Below are 13855 nucleotides of genomic sequence, written 5' to 3' on the forward strand. Positions count from 1 at the left end.
ATCATAAAACGGTTTCGCCGCGATGGACAACTCTATTCCACCTTGGTCATTGACGCGGCGGGAAAACTGTCGCCATGTCGATCCAATGATTGTTCAACTGATCCACAATCCGGCATCCGGTACCCATCACGAATTGCGCCTTGGTGTTCTTGCACAGGCTTTTGAAGCGTGCGGAGCAAAAGTCGTCATGGGGACAACAGAAATTGATGGTAGTATGAAACTGGCCAGCGACAGTGATCTGATCTGTGTATCGGGCGGTGATGGAACATTGCGCCTGGTGATCGCCGCGATGCAAAAAAGCGGATCGCAAACACCGCTTTGTATTTTCCCTGCAGGAACCGTGAATCTGGTAGCCCGTGAGATCGGCTACGCGTCAGAGCCGGAGCAGTTTGCGAGCGAAGTCATGCGCGGTTTTCTTGCCGGCAAAGATGCGCGATTGAAAGAACCCATTGTTACCAGTGACCATGGCCCCTTTGCCGCCTGTTTGAGCGCTGGTCCCGATGGCGTTGCGGTGGCCCAACATTCTCCCACGCTCAAAAAGAAAATCGGGCGCGCAGCCTATGCCTGGTCATTTGCCAAACTCTTCCTGCGCTGGCCGCGACAGCAATATTCACTGGAGATTATCGCGCGAGACGGATCGGAAAATAGTCTGGGCTGTGAAGCTTTTTATATTGCCAAGGGACGATATTTTGCCGGGCCATGGACGCTGACGCCAGAGGCTGGCCTGGGCGGCGATGTTTTCCACCTGATCGCCCTGTCCCGCGCGGGCCGCTGGAATTTTATCCGGTTCATGCTGTCAATCGCACGTGGCCGTCATCCACGAAACCTGTCTTTCGCCCGTCAATATCCCGTGATCTCCATGACGATCGGCGCCAGCGAGGAACCAGCGAATATTCTTTTTTATCAAGAAGATGGAGACAGCATGAGGCATGTCCCGATGCAAGTAAAAATGACCGATTATGCCGTGGAATATTGCCTGCCGCTGGACGATTGAACCAGTGGATCAAGCCGGTTCAGGCGGCGCGGCAATGCTCGGCGATCATCTCGACCATTAACGGCAACTTGCTCGGCGGCAAGTCATGACCCATTCCGTCGACAAGCTCAAACCGCGCATTATTTACATTCGCTGCAATATCGGCACCGCAAGGATGCGGGATAAGCGGATCAGCTGTTCCATGGATCACCATGGTCGGCACAGATATGCTCTGCGCCTTGGGCCGCAGGTTACCGGTCTCGATAATCGCCGCCATTTGTCGGCGACGACCGGCGGGATAGAAATTCCGCTCAAGCGCCGTTTTCATCAACGCTTCCCGCTCTTCTTCACGCGCCCGTCCTTCTTCGGATGCAACGATGCTGGAAAAGACCATACCGGTTGCCAAGGCTTCATCAATCGTACTGGCCTTTGCGCGCGCCGACTGGATCAGTGCCTTGCGCACCGCTGGATCTGCGCCGGGCAGGCCCGGGGCATTGGTGGAAGACATGACAGGCGTAAAAGACAAAACCCGCTCTGCATGATCGGCGGCAACCAGCTGTCCGATCATACCGCCCATGGATGCACCGACAATATGCGCCTTGTCGATATCCAGCGCATCCAGAACGCCAACCGTGTCTCGCGCCATATCGCCAAGGTCATAAGGCGCCAGATTGCGGTTTGGAAAAAAACGTTTCGCAAATAGCTGCCTGATCGGTCCGGGAGCCCTAACGCCATCATATTTATAGGAAAGTCCCACATCACGATTGTCAAAACGGACGACGCGAAACCCTTTTTCGACCAGCCCGTTGACGAAGTCCATCGGCCAATAGATCAGCTGCGTGCCGTAACCCATGATAAGGAGGATCGCCGGATCCTTTGCATTTCCATGATCTTCGACTTCGATGTTGATACCATTGGCGGTGACTTGCATATTCTTGTCCTGATAAGGGTCCGGCTCCGGACGATAAAACAGCCCAAAACCCTAGCAGAACCGGAAAATCGCACAAGTCAGGACATGAAGGAAATCAGGGCTCCGGTGCTCCTGCAGGTGCGCCGGTGGGCACATCGGCCAGTTTGGCCATGACAGCATCCGACTGCGCAATGACTGCGCCCAGTTTGGCGACCTGATTGTCATCATCCACGACTGCGCGAATGTTAAGCACGGGCGTAACGCCTATAGCCTGCGCCGACAGCTCCTGAATGCGTAGCGTATAGGCCCCGTAAGGCACTCCTTCGAACAGGAAAAAGCCGTCAAATTCACTCTGTGTCTCATGCGTGACCCGGCCTTCAACATCCAGCAGTTCCAGCCCTACGCCTGCCAGCGCGCCGCCGCCTTTGCGCATCAAAGTACCCTCTACCTCGCCTGCGCTAACCAGCGGAAGTTCCACAGTCGCGGCGACACCGGGGCGCGGCGTGACAACAACGCCGGGAAGTGCCGGCTGCACATAGGGATCGGGCAAGCTGCTGCTGTCAATACCGATCAATATCGGCCGGAAAGGTGCCAGATTGTCGATAATCGATTGTCCGGTGGCATCCGTTGGTGTCAATGCGGTGGATTGCCCGGCCGTCAGTTCGACATTTTCAACCAGTTCTTCGTCCGGCTGCCTTTTGCCATCGCGATTTTCGTCCCGATAAACAATGGCCAGGGCTTGACCACTATTGGCGAGCTTGTTGTTCGACAGGCGGAATTTGCCATTGCGCGGATCCGGACCAAAGCTGAAGGCTAGATTCAAGCCGGCGGCGATAGACCCATCCGTTGCCGCTTCTGCACTGGCGGTGAGCGAGAATTTGTCAAACCGGCGGATAATACCGATGCCGGCCCTGCCCCGGTCGAGCGCAACATCATAGCCAAGCTCTGCGCGCCAGTCGGCACGATCACCCGCACGCCATTCGCCGGTAAAATTAACTCTTTCGAAACGTTTTTCCGGTGCCAGACGATAAGTTGCCTCACCGCGCAACCGCACACCCGCAACCCGCCCATTGGCGAGGAGCCGCGCTTCAATACGGTCTGTGGAGCCGCCACCGTCGACAAACTGCTTTTCCCAATTTACCTCGCCCGTCAGCGAAAAACGGCGCAAATTCAAAGAAGTCCTGCCGGTAAAATCCAATATAGATCGTCCATCCGTTCGCGTTTCATATTGGGCATCAATATGAAAGGGAACGAGCTTGCTGCCGAATTTGAAATTGTGGTCCAGCGAGAGTCGATGCCTCCCGTTCACGTTTTGTTCAATACGGTCTGACCGAAAGCTGCCCCTGGCCCAGATAGTTTCAGCGGTGATCAGGGTATTCCCGAGTTCGCCAAGCAATTGGCCGCGGAAAGCCATACCATTTTCAAGGTCGGATGAAGCTGTCAGCTCGACAAGCGCTGGTCCCACCGCACGGCGCACCGATCCTTCGGCATAATTATACCGCTTCCCGTCAATCTGAAGACTGAATAGCGAAGCTGCGACTGACGTTTTTGCATTCAACCCGCGCTCCACACCAAAACCGCCACGCCAGCCAGCCTGCCGCAGATTTTCAAAGTTATTGAAGTTGATCAGGTCTTTGCCAGCCTCCTGTCCGCCGGCCCAATAATAGGTTTTACGTGGCGGAATGGAATCCAAGCCGACAGGAACGGACTTGCTATCCCTGCGAATCTGGCCTTGCGGGCCATAGAGCACCACTTCGAACCGGTTTTGGCCGTATAACAGCGGTACATCGATAAATTCATAACGGCCATCGGACCGGTTCTCGGCAAAGGCAAGCAATTGCCCGTTGCGATATAGTTCCGCATCCCAGCCAGCCGGCAATTCTCCACGAAAACTGGTACGATCAAAACTATCCGGGCGATCAACTGGCCGGTTCGTGATAATCGCGCCGCGTCCTGCGGTGCTCTGCGAAACCAGCGGCGTTGAAAAGTTCGAAACATCGCCAATAGCGACATGTGTCGCCTTCAAAGGACCCAGCAGCTCGCCTTTTGGATCTGTGCGATAGGCACGAAGCCGCAGGCTTTCCGGCACGCCTTTGTCATCGGACGACAATCGCGCATCGAAAGAGGCTTTGCCGACTTCCCCGGCGGCAAACAGCTCGTAACGCACATCCAGTTCCTGCCCCGATCGCTTGTCGCGCAGGCCGCCAGCCGACACGACGGCATCTACCGACGGAGTTCTCCAGAATTTATACGGTTCGGTTGATTGCGGCAGGCTGGAAAGGTCGAAATTTCTACGTGGGCGGATTTTTGCTGCACGTTCCTTGCGCTCCAGAGCCTTTTGAAACGGCAGTTTCCGCTCTGTCTCGATAACCAGCAGCGCGTTGGACAGATCCGGCCGGAACTCGATATCAAGCCAGCGTGAAAGCGTTTTGACATTGACGCACCAGCCTTCCGGCGTGTCGTAAATCTCGCCAGGCGCCAGTTTTCTGCGGTCATTCATCCGTTGTGCACTGCTGGCGTCACGTTCGATGGTGAGCGTTTCGCGCTCCGCAAACACCCATCCAGTTGCGCGGCGCGACTTTTTATCTAACCTTATTGGTAAATCCATCCCGATGATAACATCGGCAAAGTCAACACAGACACCTTTATCTGTCTGATAACCTCTTATACCATCGCCAAGACGGTATTTTCCGGATCGCAGATCAAACAGTAACGCATCATCATCACTGGCCGCCCAGCTGCTTTGGGCTTGTACATCCTGCGCCTGGGCAGCTGGCACCATAAACGGCGAAGCCGCAGAGGTCATGGTGATCCCCGCGGCCAAGGCCAGCGATTTTAACCGCTGGCGGAATATGGTGAGTTGCTGCTTCATTGCGAATATCTTGGCGGCTTAACGAACTGAAGTCATTTCAAGCCACTGATATAGCGTACTTATCTAAGAACCAGCTCGGTCTTGGTAATTAACCCGCCGCCAATATTTCGCGGTTCATAATATTCGATCGACAGCGGCCCTTTGAGCTGTGCAGCAACCTCCGGCGGCACCGGCAGAGAAACCTTTCGGCTCGCTAACTCTGGATATACCGCGATCCCGCGGACCAGCAACAGAGGTTCATTCACACCCTGCTTCATCACACGAATCTCGCCATAGGTAGAACGATCACCGGTACGACTGAGGTCGAAAGCAAAGGCTTTCCCCTCATCTCCTTGCTCAATACGGGCATTTGCGATGGCCGCTGTAGCACTTAAGTTGCCCTGACGAATGATAACCGGAATGGTTACACCATATATTGGAGTAAGTGCGATGGAAAAGCCATCTGCCTGCTCCGGCGAAGCGGTGACAGACCTGGCCTTTGGAATCGCCCGGAACAGCAGATGGACACGATACTCGCCATCGGCCAGATCTTTCGGCGCTCTGACGCCAAGACGGATCGCTTGAGGTTGATTGGGCGGCAGAGTTACGCGGCGCGGGGCATAGCGGATCATTTCCTTCGCCGCCTGCTCCAGCTCATTCGCGTCTTCAGGACTAACTTCTGTCAGCCGGCCCTCTGCGGTCATCCGCCGCAGTTCCAATGAAATGCGGTAAGTTGCTGTTTCTGAACCGATATTGTTCAGAATAATCTCGGTTCCACGCTGACCGTCGAGAACGATACGGGTAGGAGCAACCAGAAGGTCTCCAGCGGCCTGAGCCGGGGACAGCGAAAGTGCAACGGCTGATGCAGCTGCTCCCAAACCCACACATATATTACGCAGTCGTTTTAGACCCCTGATCGTCATCTTGTTCTCCGGTTTTAAATACTGGTCATCCGGACAGGCGGTCTCCCGCGCATATCCCCACGCGATGACTATGCCGAAAGAGGGTTACCAAAGCGCTAACCACGCCCATTATTTGCTTACAAACCAACGTGAATGGGATGACCCAGGATCAAACAGCAAGAACCCGCCCGCAACATATGTCGCGGACGGGTTTCTTGTTGTTGACAATCATTACCCTGCTAACAGGGCAATGAAAAAATCAAGGATAGTCAACGGTTACCGTGAAGGTACCGAGATAAGCGCCATCGGCCTGAGTAGCGGCAACGTCGAGCGCACCACCTACAGAAAAGGCACCATTGCCTGAACCATCCAACGCGGTCAAAGCGGTTGAAGACAAGTTAGCGTTCATGATCGCGCCACCAGGACCAGAAAGAGTAACTGAAGCAGGTACGGTCAGGGTAACAGCTTCAGAAGCCGAACCGGTAACCGAGAAATCAGCTGCATCAGAAGCACCTGAACAAACAACGTTTACACAAACGGCGCGAACACCGTCTGTACCAACAGTTACGGTTTCAGCCGTTCCGGTTGTAACAATCGTACCGAAGTCAAGATCGGTGCCTGCATCTTTGGTAACGGTCAGTTCTTCCAGGATATTTGCGCGCGCATCTGCGTTTGCGGTAGCGGCGTGAGCAGCATTAGCACCCATAACCGAAGCGGCAAGAACGGAAGAAGCCAAAGCGGCTTTAATAAATTTAGACATATTTTCTGGTCCCTATATTTCACTACTTACAATCGAAAGGGCGCCTACGGTGCATCCGGCCAAACCCACTGGCCAAATGTCGCTATACGCCAACATTCGAAATTGCTTATCCACGGGAAAGGATAAGGCTTTGCTGCCAGTCATGGTTAAAAAAATCTAAACCAGCTAATACACTGATAAATATAGGTTTAATCAGGTGATTTTACAGGATTATAGATTTCAAAAGAAGTGATTCGGGGCTTGAATTCAAACAAAATCCGACGAAAAATTAAATATGTTCACCTGTTAGGCGCTGACAAATCAGATCCAGTTGATCGAGATTGCTATATTCAATGGTCATCGAGCCTGCACCCGCGTGGCCTTTGGACTGAATGGTCACTTTCAGGCCCAATAAATCACCCAAATGGCTCTCAACCGCACGGATATCGGCATCGCTTTCGCTAATTCCCGCCGACTGAGTCTTGCTCTTACGCCGTGACCCTCCCAGAGCCTTGCGTACCAGTTTTTCAGTATCCCGGACGGAAAGTCCTTGTTTTACAACTTGTTGAGCCAACTCCACCGAATCAGGCGCATTAATCAACGCCCGGGCATGCCCCATAGTCAGTTTTTCCTCACCCACCAGCGTCCGAACCGATTCAGGTAGCTCCAGAAGTCGCATGAGATTGGCGATATGACTGCGGGATTTCCCAACCAACTCCGCCAACTTCGCTTGGCTGTGGCCGAAATCATCTTTCAACTTCACATAAGCTTCTGCTTCTTCAACAGCGTTGAGATCTCGTCGCTGAACATTTTCAACAATCGCTATCTCAAGAGTTTCCGCATCATTGAGACTGCGGACAATTGCTGGAACACGGTGCAACCTTGCCCGCTGTGCCGCACGCCAGCGGCGCTCACCTGCGACAATCTGAAAATTCTTGCCATGGGGGCGAACAACAATTGGTTGAATCACACCGCGCAGCTTCATGCTGTCAGCCAGTTCATCCAGTGCTTCATTATCGAACATCTGGCGTGGCTGATCCGGATTGGGGCGGATATCGGAAACAGCGATGGAACGCAGTCCGTCGGTCCGGATCTCCGGGCCATCGTCATCTATCTCGGTTTCAGAGGCTTGAATCAGCGGTTCTTCCCGTTGAATCTCGCCAAAAAGCGAATTTAGCCCCCTACCCAAGCCGGTAGCTTTCTTGATTGCAGCTTTTTTGGGCAATGGAGCTTCCTCTTCTTTCGCCATCACGCGGCCACCTTCCGTTCCGGCAGACGGGAAATCAATTCCCGCGCCAAATTGATATAGGCTTCCGATCCGGGGCATCGATGATCATAAATCAATGCGGGCAAACCGTGACTTGGTGCCTCTGAGAGCCTTACATTTCTAGGGATTACTGTATCGAAGACGACATTGCCAAGACAGGCCCGCACATCGTCAGACACTTGTTCGGTCAGTTTGTTACGGCGATCATACATGGTCAGAACTACGCCCATGACCGACAGACCGCGATTGAATCGCGCCCTGATGCGTTCGACAGTCTGCAATAGCTGGCTAAGCCCTTCCAATGCAAAAAACTCGCATTGCAGCGGCACGAGCAGAGATTCGACCGCAACCATGGCATTGAGCGTCAGCAATCCAAGAGACGGTGGACAATCGATCAGGCAGATGTCCCACTGACCATCATCGCCGGCATCAAGCGCTTTTTTCAGCCGGTGGGTGCGTTCTTCAAACTCGACCAACTCCACTTCTGCACCAGAAAGATCAACAACGGCCGGCACAATATCAAGGCCCGGCACAGGCGTGTTGATGACGCAATCTGCCAATGGCGTGTCGGAAATCAGCAGATCATAGCTGCTATGCGTGCGTTCCGCTTGATTCAAACCCAGTCCTGTGGACGCGTTGCCCTGCGGATCGAGGTCAATCAACAGAACTTTCCACCCGCTCGCGGCAAGAGCTGTAGCCATATTAATGGCTGTTGTCGTTTTACCAACACCGCCTTTTTGATTTGCTATCGCTATCCGGACCATTTTACGCAGAACCCTTCGCTAAGCCGATATAAAATAACGTTTTCAACCCAATCCCACCAATATTCCCGCTTCCGGATCGGTCAAACTTTGTTCCACGTGGAACATTTTTTGCCGTTTTGGGGATAGACCTTTTAACTCCCTTACCGCATTTTTGCCTTTTGGTAAGAGCCAAACCGTATTTTCTGTGGAAAACCGGTGCGAAAGTGAAAGCAATTTTTGCAACGGGGCAAAAGCTCTGGCGCTAATGACATCGACGGAATGGCTTTCAACATTCTCCAATCGATCGCCAAAAACCAAGGCTTTTTCGGCCAGCCCCAGTTTTGCCACGACAGATTCCAGGAAGGCTATCCGCCGGGTGCGTGATTCAACCATCTGCACCTTATAGTCACTCAATATGGCAATGATGATCCCGGGGAAACCAGCGCCGGTCCCAAGGTCCATCCAAATTTTGTCACCTTCGCCCTTGGGGGCGTGGAGTAGAAGTTGTGCACTATCGACAACGTGGCGCTCCCAGACGTGGTCCGCGCTCGATTTGGAGATAAGGTTTTGGCGCTGCATTTCTTCTGCCAATATTGCCAGGAAATGCTCCAACCGATCCCATGTTTCACGTGGAACATCGAATGTTTTGCGCAACCAGTCCTGCGCCTCTTGTTCCGTCATATTGTCGTCATGCCGCGAGATTTTTGGCTTCGCGACGACGCGCATGAACCAGGATGGCGGCCAGCGCCGCGGGGGTAATACCTCGAACGCGCGAAGCAGCCGCGAGTGTTTCAGGCCTCGCGCCGTTCAGTCGCTCAACCATTTCATTCGACAAGCCGGCTATTGCCGCATAGTCCAGATCATCGCCCAAACGGATCTGCTCATTGGCACGCAAGTCTTTCAGTTCCGATTCCTGCCGCTGCAGATAGGGCGCATAGCGCGCGTCTTCTTCAACCTCAGCCAGCAAGCCGGTATCTCGATCATCAACAGACAGACCCAAGTCCTTAAGCGCCGCTATCGAGATATTGGGGAAACGCAACCAGTCAAAAAGCGATTGTTTGGTACCATCACGCCTGACCTCTATCCCCTGCTCAGCAATAGCCTCGCAGCTATATACTGTCTCCAGTTCTTCCAGAACCCTAGCGCGCCGTGATTGCCGGTCGTCGAACCAGCGCCTTCTCTCATCGCCCAGACAGCCGATAGATGCCGCGATCGGGCTAAGCCGCGTTGTCGCATTATCTGCCCGCAACCGCAGACGATATTCCGCTCGGGCCGTGAGCATCCGATAGGGTTCGGTCACGCCCTGGAGCACCAGGTCATCAATCATCACGGCCATATAACTGGTGCCGCGATCCAGTTGCGGAGCATCCTTCCGCTGTATGGCGCAGGCGGCGCCGATACCGGCGATCAGTCCTTGCGCCGCTGCCTCTTCATATCCCGTCGTGCCGTTGATCTGGCCCGCACAATAAAGGCCATCTAGGTCCCGAACCTTCAGCGACCGATCCAAAGCGCGCGGATCTATATGGTCATATTCCACCGCATAGCCCGGCACGATTATTTCGGCCTTCGACAGACCGTCCATTGTCCGAACAAACGCTTCCTGAACGTCAGCGGGTAGAGATGTGCTAATGCCATTGGGATAGACGAGGTTGGTGTCGAGCCCTTCCGGTTCCAGAAATACCTGATGGGAATCCCGGTCTGCAAAGCGATGGATCTTGTCTTCAATCGACGGACAATAACGCGGGCCCTGTGCATCAATCGCTCCGCTGAACAGAGGTGATCGATCGAGATTATCACGAATGATATCATGGGTAGCGACACTGGTTCGGCTGACCACACAGAATATCTGCGGTACATCCCGACGTGATGACATGGGTGACATTGTCCAGTCATCATCATCCGATGGCTGCTCCGGCAACGCAGCCCAATCAATGGTGCGGCCGTCGATGCGTGGCGGTGTTCCGGTTTTTAAACGCGCAATCGGAAGGCCTGCGTCGCGAATCTGCTGACCGAGGGAGATGGCACTGGCTTCACCGGTCCGGCCGCCAGCCACTGTTTCTTCGCCCCGGAACAGCTTGCCGTTCAGGAACGTTCCTGTCGCTAATATGACAGCCGCTGCCGTAATTTGGCTTTCATCTGCAAGAGTAATCCCGCTGACCGTTTGGCCATCAAAGATCAATGAAGCAACTTCGCCTTCAACGATAGACAGATTGTCCTGCGCATCCAGCATCCGATGGATTGCCGCTTTGTAGAGCTTGCGATCCGCCTGAACTCGTGGCCCCTGAACCGCCGCACCCTTGGACAGATTAAGCATGCGATAGTGGATTGCGGCAGCGTCTGCGGCGCTCCCGATCAAACCGTCAAACGCGTCCACTTCGCGCACAAGATGACCTTTACCCAACCCGCCAATTGCCGGGTTGCAGGACATCGCACCGATACTGTCTTTGGTAAAGCTGACCAAAGCCGTGCGCACACCCATGCGCGCAGCCACAGCCGCGGCTTCACAGCCGGCATGTCCGCCCCCAACGACAATAAGATCAAAATCGCGATTCATGCTGCGCCCATAGCGGAATGGGGGTTTCAGGTCAAAATGATCTCGCGCTGATGAGGAATAGTGCTAACCCTGTTCCACGTGGAACAGTCTTATTTACCGATACAGAATTTCCCGAACAGGCCGTCGAGCATATCTTCGGTGCTCGCCCTGCCCGTCAGCGCATCAAGCGCAGCCCGGGCCAGGCGCAATTGTTCAGCAATGATCAGATAATCCTGCACCTCTGGTATCTGACCTAGGCTGACCTGTGCTTCAGCAAGATGATCGGCCTGGCGTTTGTTGACGCTAATCTCGTCACCGCGCGGTACAATTTCTTTCGCACGCTCAACAAGCAGCGCCACAAGCTCGTTCATCCCTGCTCCCGCAAGCGGGGATACAGAAAGCACTGTTGAAGACTTGGGTTGATATTCGGGATGATCCTGGCGCGATGCGATTTCGATCAATTTTGGGCTGTCGGACCCCTCTCCCTCCGGTCCAAGCCACAGAATGATATCTGCCGCATCAAATTGCGCGCGAGCACGATCTATGCCTATCCGTTCAATTTCTTCCGCCCCTTCATCTCTTATGCCGGCTGTATCAATGAACAGAAACGGTATGCCCTTTATCGCAATCGGCACCTCAATAACGTCCCGCGTGGTTCCGGCAATAGCTGAAACAATCGCCGCCTCCCTTTCCACCAGCGCGTTGAGCAAAGTCGACTTCCCGCTATTGGGCGGACCACCTAAAACCACCCTCACCCCTTCACGCAGCTTTTCAGCGCGTGGGCGATCCAGAATGTCTTTCATTTCCGTGGCAACACCAACCGCCGATGATTGCACTACCTCTAACTGCGCCGGAGTGACATCATCTTCGTCCGAAAAATCGAGCTCCGCCTCAACCAGAGCAGACAAGCGCAAGATGGCGCTTTGCCAATCTTCCACTTTTCGAGACAAGGCGCCGCCAGCCGTCTGAATGGCAGAACGGCGTTGTAGCTCCGTTTCTGCAAATAACAGATCAGACAAACCCTCTGCTTCAGCGAGATCCATTCGCCCATGAGTAAAGGCCCGGCGGGTAAATTCTCCCGGCTCCGCCTGACGCAGACCATCCATATTATCCAACGCCGATTCCAGTGCGCGCACAACCGCCCGGCCGCCATGGCAATGGATTTCAGCCAGATCTTCACCGCTCGCGCTATTGGGGCCCGGAAACCATAAAACCAGTGCTGTATCGAGCAGCTGTTTACTTACCGGGTCCGTTAACTTCGCCAGACGGGGGCGCCGCGCCTCCGGCAACGATCCGCTCAAAGCCTGCAGAGCATTTGATGCTTTTGGACCGCTAATCCGGATAATACCAATGGCCGCTGGTGGCTGCCCACTCGACAGCGCAAAGATTGTATCACCAGCAGACATGTTCTATCTATTTGATATCTAGTCTTTTTTCTTGGACGAAGAAGATTTTCCGTTACCGCCACTCATCGCTCCGCCCAAGAAGGAAGAGAACATCTTGATGCCGGCTTCACCCATGGGAGCGATGATCTTCGTGAAGTTTTGCAGTTGCTCAACAGAACTGGCCCCCTGCAGAAACTTCGACATTTCCTTGACATAAGTCTCGTTGAGCTTTGCGACATCAGGCAAACCCATCATCCGGCGTGCTTCTTCCGGTGTGCAATCCAGTTCTACGGTTACTTTCATTATGTGCTTCCTCTTATCTTAATCGTTGAAGCGAAGTTCCCCCCTCACCGCAACAGATGATGTTCCACCTTGCCACAACAGGATATGGGGATATTGTGCACCATTAATCAAGTCATGATGCAAAGGAGCGCAAAAAATGGGTGATATGAAGCCGATCAAAACATTGAGCGGAGATGGAGAATTTCCTTGTTATGTTGCTGCTCCGGAAGGAACCGCGACCGCTGCGATCATCGTGATTCAGGAAATTTTCGGCGTGAATAAGGGAATCAAGACGAAATGCGATAGCTGGGCAAAGGCCGGTTATATGGCCATTGCGCCAGACCTGTTCTGGCGGGTCAACGAAGGTACGGATCTGGATGCCGATGTTCAGGAAGAATTTCAGGTCGCGCTCGATCTGATGGGCAAATTTGATCAGGATCAGGGCATCAGAGATATTGAAGCAGCGATTCACTTCGCACGCGACGCTGCAAATGGTGGAAAAGTGGGCTGCGTTGGCTATTGCCTCGGCGGCAGACTGGCTTTCATGACGGCAGCCAGAACCGATATTAACGCTTCTGTTGGCTATTATGGCGTAGGTATTGATGGCCTGCTTGGCGAGAAAAACGCGATTGCGCATGATGTCATGCTCCATATCCCGACAGCCGATGGCTTTGTGCCTGCCGATGCACAGGCCGCCATGCACGAAGGGCTGGATGATCATCCCAAGGTCACCTTACATGACTACGAAGGACTGGATCACGGTTTTGCCGCCGAATTTGGGGCGCGCCGTGAGGAGACAGCAGCGACACTGGCCGACAGCCGCACAGCAGAATTTTTCAAGGAGCAACTGTCATGAGCGCACGCGAAAATCTGAAAGCCTGGCATGCACGCATAGCCGACAAAAGCGAAGCAGCGCTAAGCGCACAACTCGCCGATGATGCGGTATTCCACTCCCCTGTCGTGCACACACCGCAGGCCGGGAAGCCCATTGTCATGGCTTATTTGACCGCCGCCGACAGCGTGCTCGGCAATGACAGTTTCCGCTATGTCCGCGAGATTGTCGACGATGATGCCAATATGGCAATGCTGGAGTTTCAGCTCCAATTGGATGATATTCAAGTCAACGGCGTCGATATCATCGGCTGGAATGATGATGGCAAGATTCAGGATTTCAAGGTCATGGTGCGACCGTTACAGGCGATTAACAAGGTCTGGGATGAAATGGGTAAGATGCTGGAAAAAATGAAGAAATCAGCCTGATACCCAAAAT

General features: G+C 53.8%; 13 protein-coding genes. 3 read left to right on the top strand and 10 right to left on the bottom strand.

The annotated features are described in order from the left end of the window. Positions 1–22: 22 nt before the first annotated feature. Positions 23–994: a diacylglycerol kinase family protein gene (locus DK507_RS08895; RefSeq protein WP_109356005.1), complete on the top strand. Its 972-nt coding sequence runs from the start codon at positions 23–25 to the stop codon at positions 992–994. A 19-nt stretch (positions 995–1013) separates the two neighbouring features. On the opposite strand, the gene DK507_RS08900 is transcribed toward DK507_RS08895, so the two are convergent. From DK507_RS08900 to DK507_RS08945, 10 genes are all read right to left on the bottom strand, one after another. Continuing rightward, on the bottom strand, positions 1014–1904 hold the full coding sequence (locus DK507_RS08900; protein WP_109356006.1) for an alpha/beta fold hydrolase: 891 nt from the start codon (positions 1902–1904) through the stop codon (positions 1014–1016). A 94-nt stretch (positions 1905–1998) separates the two neighbouring features. Continuing rightward, positions 1999–4755: a carboxypeptidase regulatory-like domain-containing protein gene (locus DK507_RS08905; protein WP_109356007.1), complete on the bottom strand. Its 2757-nt coding sequence runs from the start codon at positions 4753–4755 to the stop codon at positions 1999–2001. A 59-nt stretch (positions 4756–4814) separates the two neighbouring features. Beyond that, positions 4815–5657, bottom strand: a complete 843-nt coding sequence (locus DK507_RS08910) for a molecular chaperone (protein ID WP_174209031.1) — start codon at positions 5655–5657, stop codon at positions 4815–4817. Positions 5658–5895: 238 nt separating this feature from the next. Continuing rightward, entirely contained in the window at positions 5896–6396 is a 501-nt protein-coding gene (locus tag DK507_RS08915) for a DUF4402 domain-containing protein (RefSeq protein ID WP_109356008.1), read from the bottom strand. Positions 6397–6664: 268 nt separating this feature from the next. Then, the gene (locus DK507_RS08920; protein ID WP_109356009.1) at positions 6665–7624 is read right to left on the bottom strand and encodes a ParB/RepB/Spo0J family partition protein; all 960 of its coding nucleotides are present in this window, start codon (positions 7622–7624) and stop codon (positions 6665–6667) included. Next, on the bottom strand, positions 7624–8406 hold the full coding sequence (locus tag DK507_RS08925) for a ParA family protein (protein WP_109356010.1): 783 nt from the start codon (positions 8404–8406) through the stop codon (positions 7624–7626). Before DK507_RS08925 ends, DK507_RS08920 begins: the two co-directional genes overlap by 1 nt. Before the next feature lie 42 nt (positions 8407–8448). Further along, positions 8449–9066 carry a 16S rRNA (guanine(527)-N(7))-methyltransferase RsmG gene (gene rsmG / locus DK507_RS08930; RefSeq protein WP_109356243.1) on the bottom strand — a complete coding sequence of 206 codons (618 nt, stop codon included), beginning with the start codon at positions 9064–9066 and terminating at the stop codon, positions 8449–8451. 7 nt (positions 9067–9073) lie between these two features. Beyond that, entirely contained in the window at positions 9074–10939 is a 1866-nt protein-coding gene (gene mnmG, locus DK507_RS08935) for a tRNA uridine-5-carboxymethylaminomethyl(34) synthesis enzyme MnmG (protein ID WP_109356011.1), read from the bottom strand. A gap of 89 nt (positions 10940–11028) precedes the next feature. Continuing rightward, positions 11029–12324, bottom strand: a complete 1296-nt coding sequence (mnmE, locus tag DK507_RS08940; protein ID WP_109356012.1) for a tRNA uridine-5-carboxymethylaminomethyl(34) synthesis GTPase MnmE — start codon at positions 12322–12324, stop codon at positions 11029–11031. Positions 12325–12342: 18 nt separating this feature from the next. After that, entirely contained in the window at positions 12343–12606 is a 264-nt protein-coding gene (locus tag DK507_RS08945; RefSeq protein WP_109356013.1) for a DUF6489 family protein, read from the bottom strand. 136 nt (positions 12607–12742) lie between these two features. Between DK507_RS08945 and DK507_RS08950 the strand changes: the two genes are divergently transcribed. After that, positions 12743–13441, top strand: a complete 699-nt coding sequence (locus DK507_RS08950) for a dienelactone hydrolase family protein (protein ID WP_109356014.1) — start codon at positions 12743–12745, stop codon at positions 13439–13441. Further along, the gene (locus DK507_RS08955; RefSeq protein ID WP_109356015.1) at positions 13438–13845 is read left to right on the top strand and encodes a nuclear transport factor 2 family protein; all 408 of its coding nucleotides are present in this window, start codon (positions 13438–13440) and stop codon (positions 13843–13845) included. The genes DK507_RS08950 and DK507_RS08955 overlap by 4 nt, the downstream gene beginning before the upstream one ends. Positions 13846–13855: the final 10 nt, after the last annotated feature.

The sequence above is a fragment of the Sphingorhabdus sp. EL138 genome (assembly GCF_900258045.1).
Classification (GTDB): Bacteria; Pseudomonadota; Alphaproteobacteria; order Sphingomonadales; family Sphingomonadaceae; genus Parasphingorhabdus.

Bases quoted from the DNA above. Each gene is read 5' to 3' on its own strand.
- DK507_RS08895 (WP_109356005.1), top strand. From the start codon at position 23: ATGGACAACTCTATTCCACCTTGGTCATTGACGCGGCGGGAAAACTGT.
- DK507_RS08900 (WP_109356006.1), bottom strand. From the start codon at position 1,904: ATGCAAGTCACCGCCAATGGTATCAACATCGAAGTCGAAGATCATGGA.
- DK507_RS08905 (WP_109356007.1), bottom strand. From the start codon at position 4,755: ATGAAGCAGCAACTCACCATATTCCGCCAGCGGTTAAAATCGCTGGCC.
- DK507_RS08910 (WP_174209031.1), bottom strand. From the start codon at position 5,657: ATGACGATCAGGGGTCTAAAACGACTGCGTAATATATGTGTGGGTTTG.
- DK507_RS08915 (WP_109356008.1), bottom strand. From the start codon at position 6,396: ATGTCTAAATTTATTAAAGCCGCTTTGGCTTCTTCCGTTCTTGCCGCT.
- DK507_RS08920 (WP_109356009.1), bottom strand. From the start codon at position 7,624: ATGGCGAAAGAAGAGGAAGCTCCATTGCCCAAAAAAGCTGCAATCAAG.
- DK507_RS08925 (WP_109356010.1), bottom strand. From the start codon at position 8,406: ATGGTCCGGATAGCGATAGCAAATCAAAAAGGCGGTGTTGGTAAAACG.
- rsmG (WP_109356243.1), bottom strand. From the start codon at position 9,066: ATGACGGAACAAGAGGCGCAGGACTGGTTGCGCAAAACATTCGATGTT.
- mnmG (WP_109356011.1), bottom strand. From the start codon at position 10,939: ATGAATCGCGATTTTGATCTTATTGTCGTTGGGGGCGGACATGCCGGC.
- mnmE (WP_109356012.1), bottom strand. From the start codon at position 12,324: ATGTCTGCTGGTGATACAATCTTTGCGCTGTCGAGTGGGCAGCCACCA.
- DK507_RS08945 (WP_109356013.1), bottom strand. From the start codon at position 12,606: ATGAAAGTAACCGTAGAACTGGATTGCACACCGGAAGAAGCACGCCGG.
- DK507_RS08950 (WP_109356014.1), top strand. From the start codon at position 12,743: ATGGGTGATATGAAGCCGATCAAAACATTGAGCGGAGATGGAGAATTT.
- DK507_RS08955 (WP_109356015.1), top strand. From the start codon at position 13,438: ATGAGCGCACGCGAAAATCTGAAAGCCTGGCATGCACGCATAGCCGAC.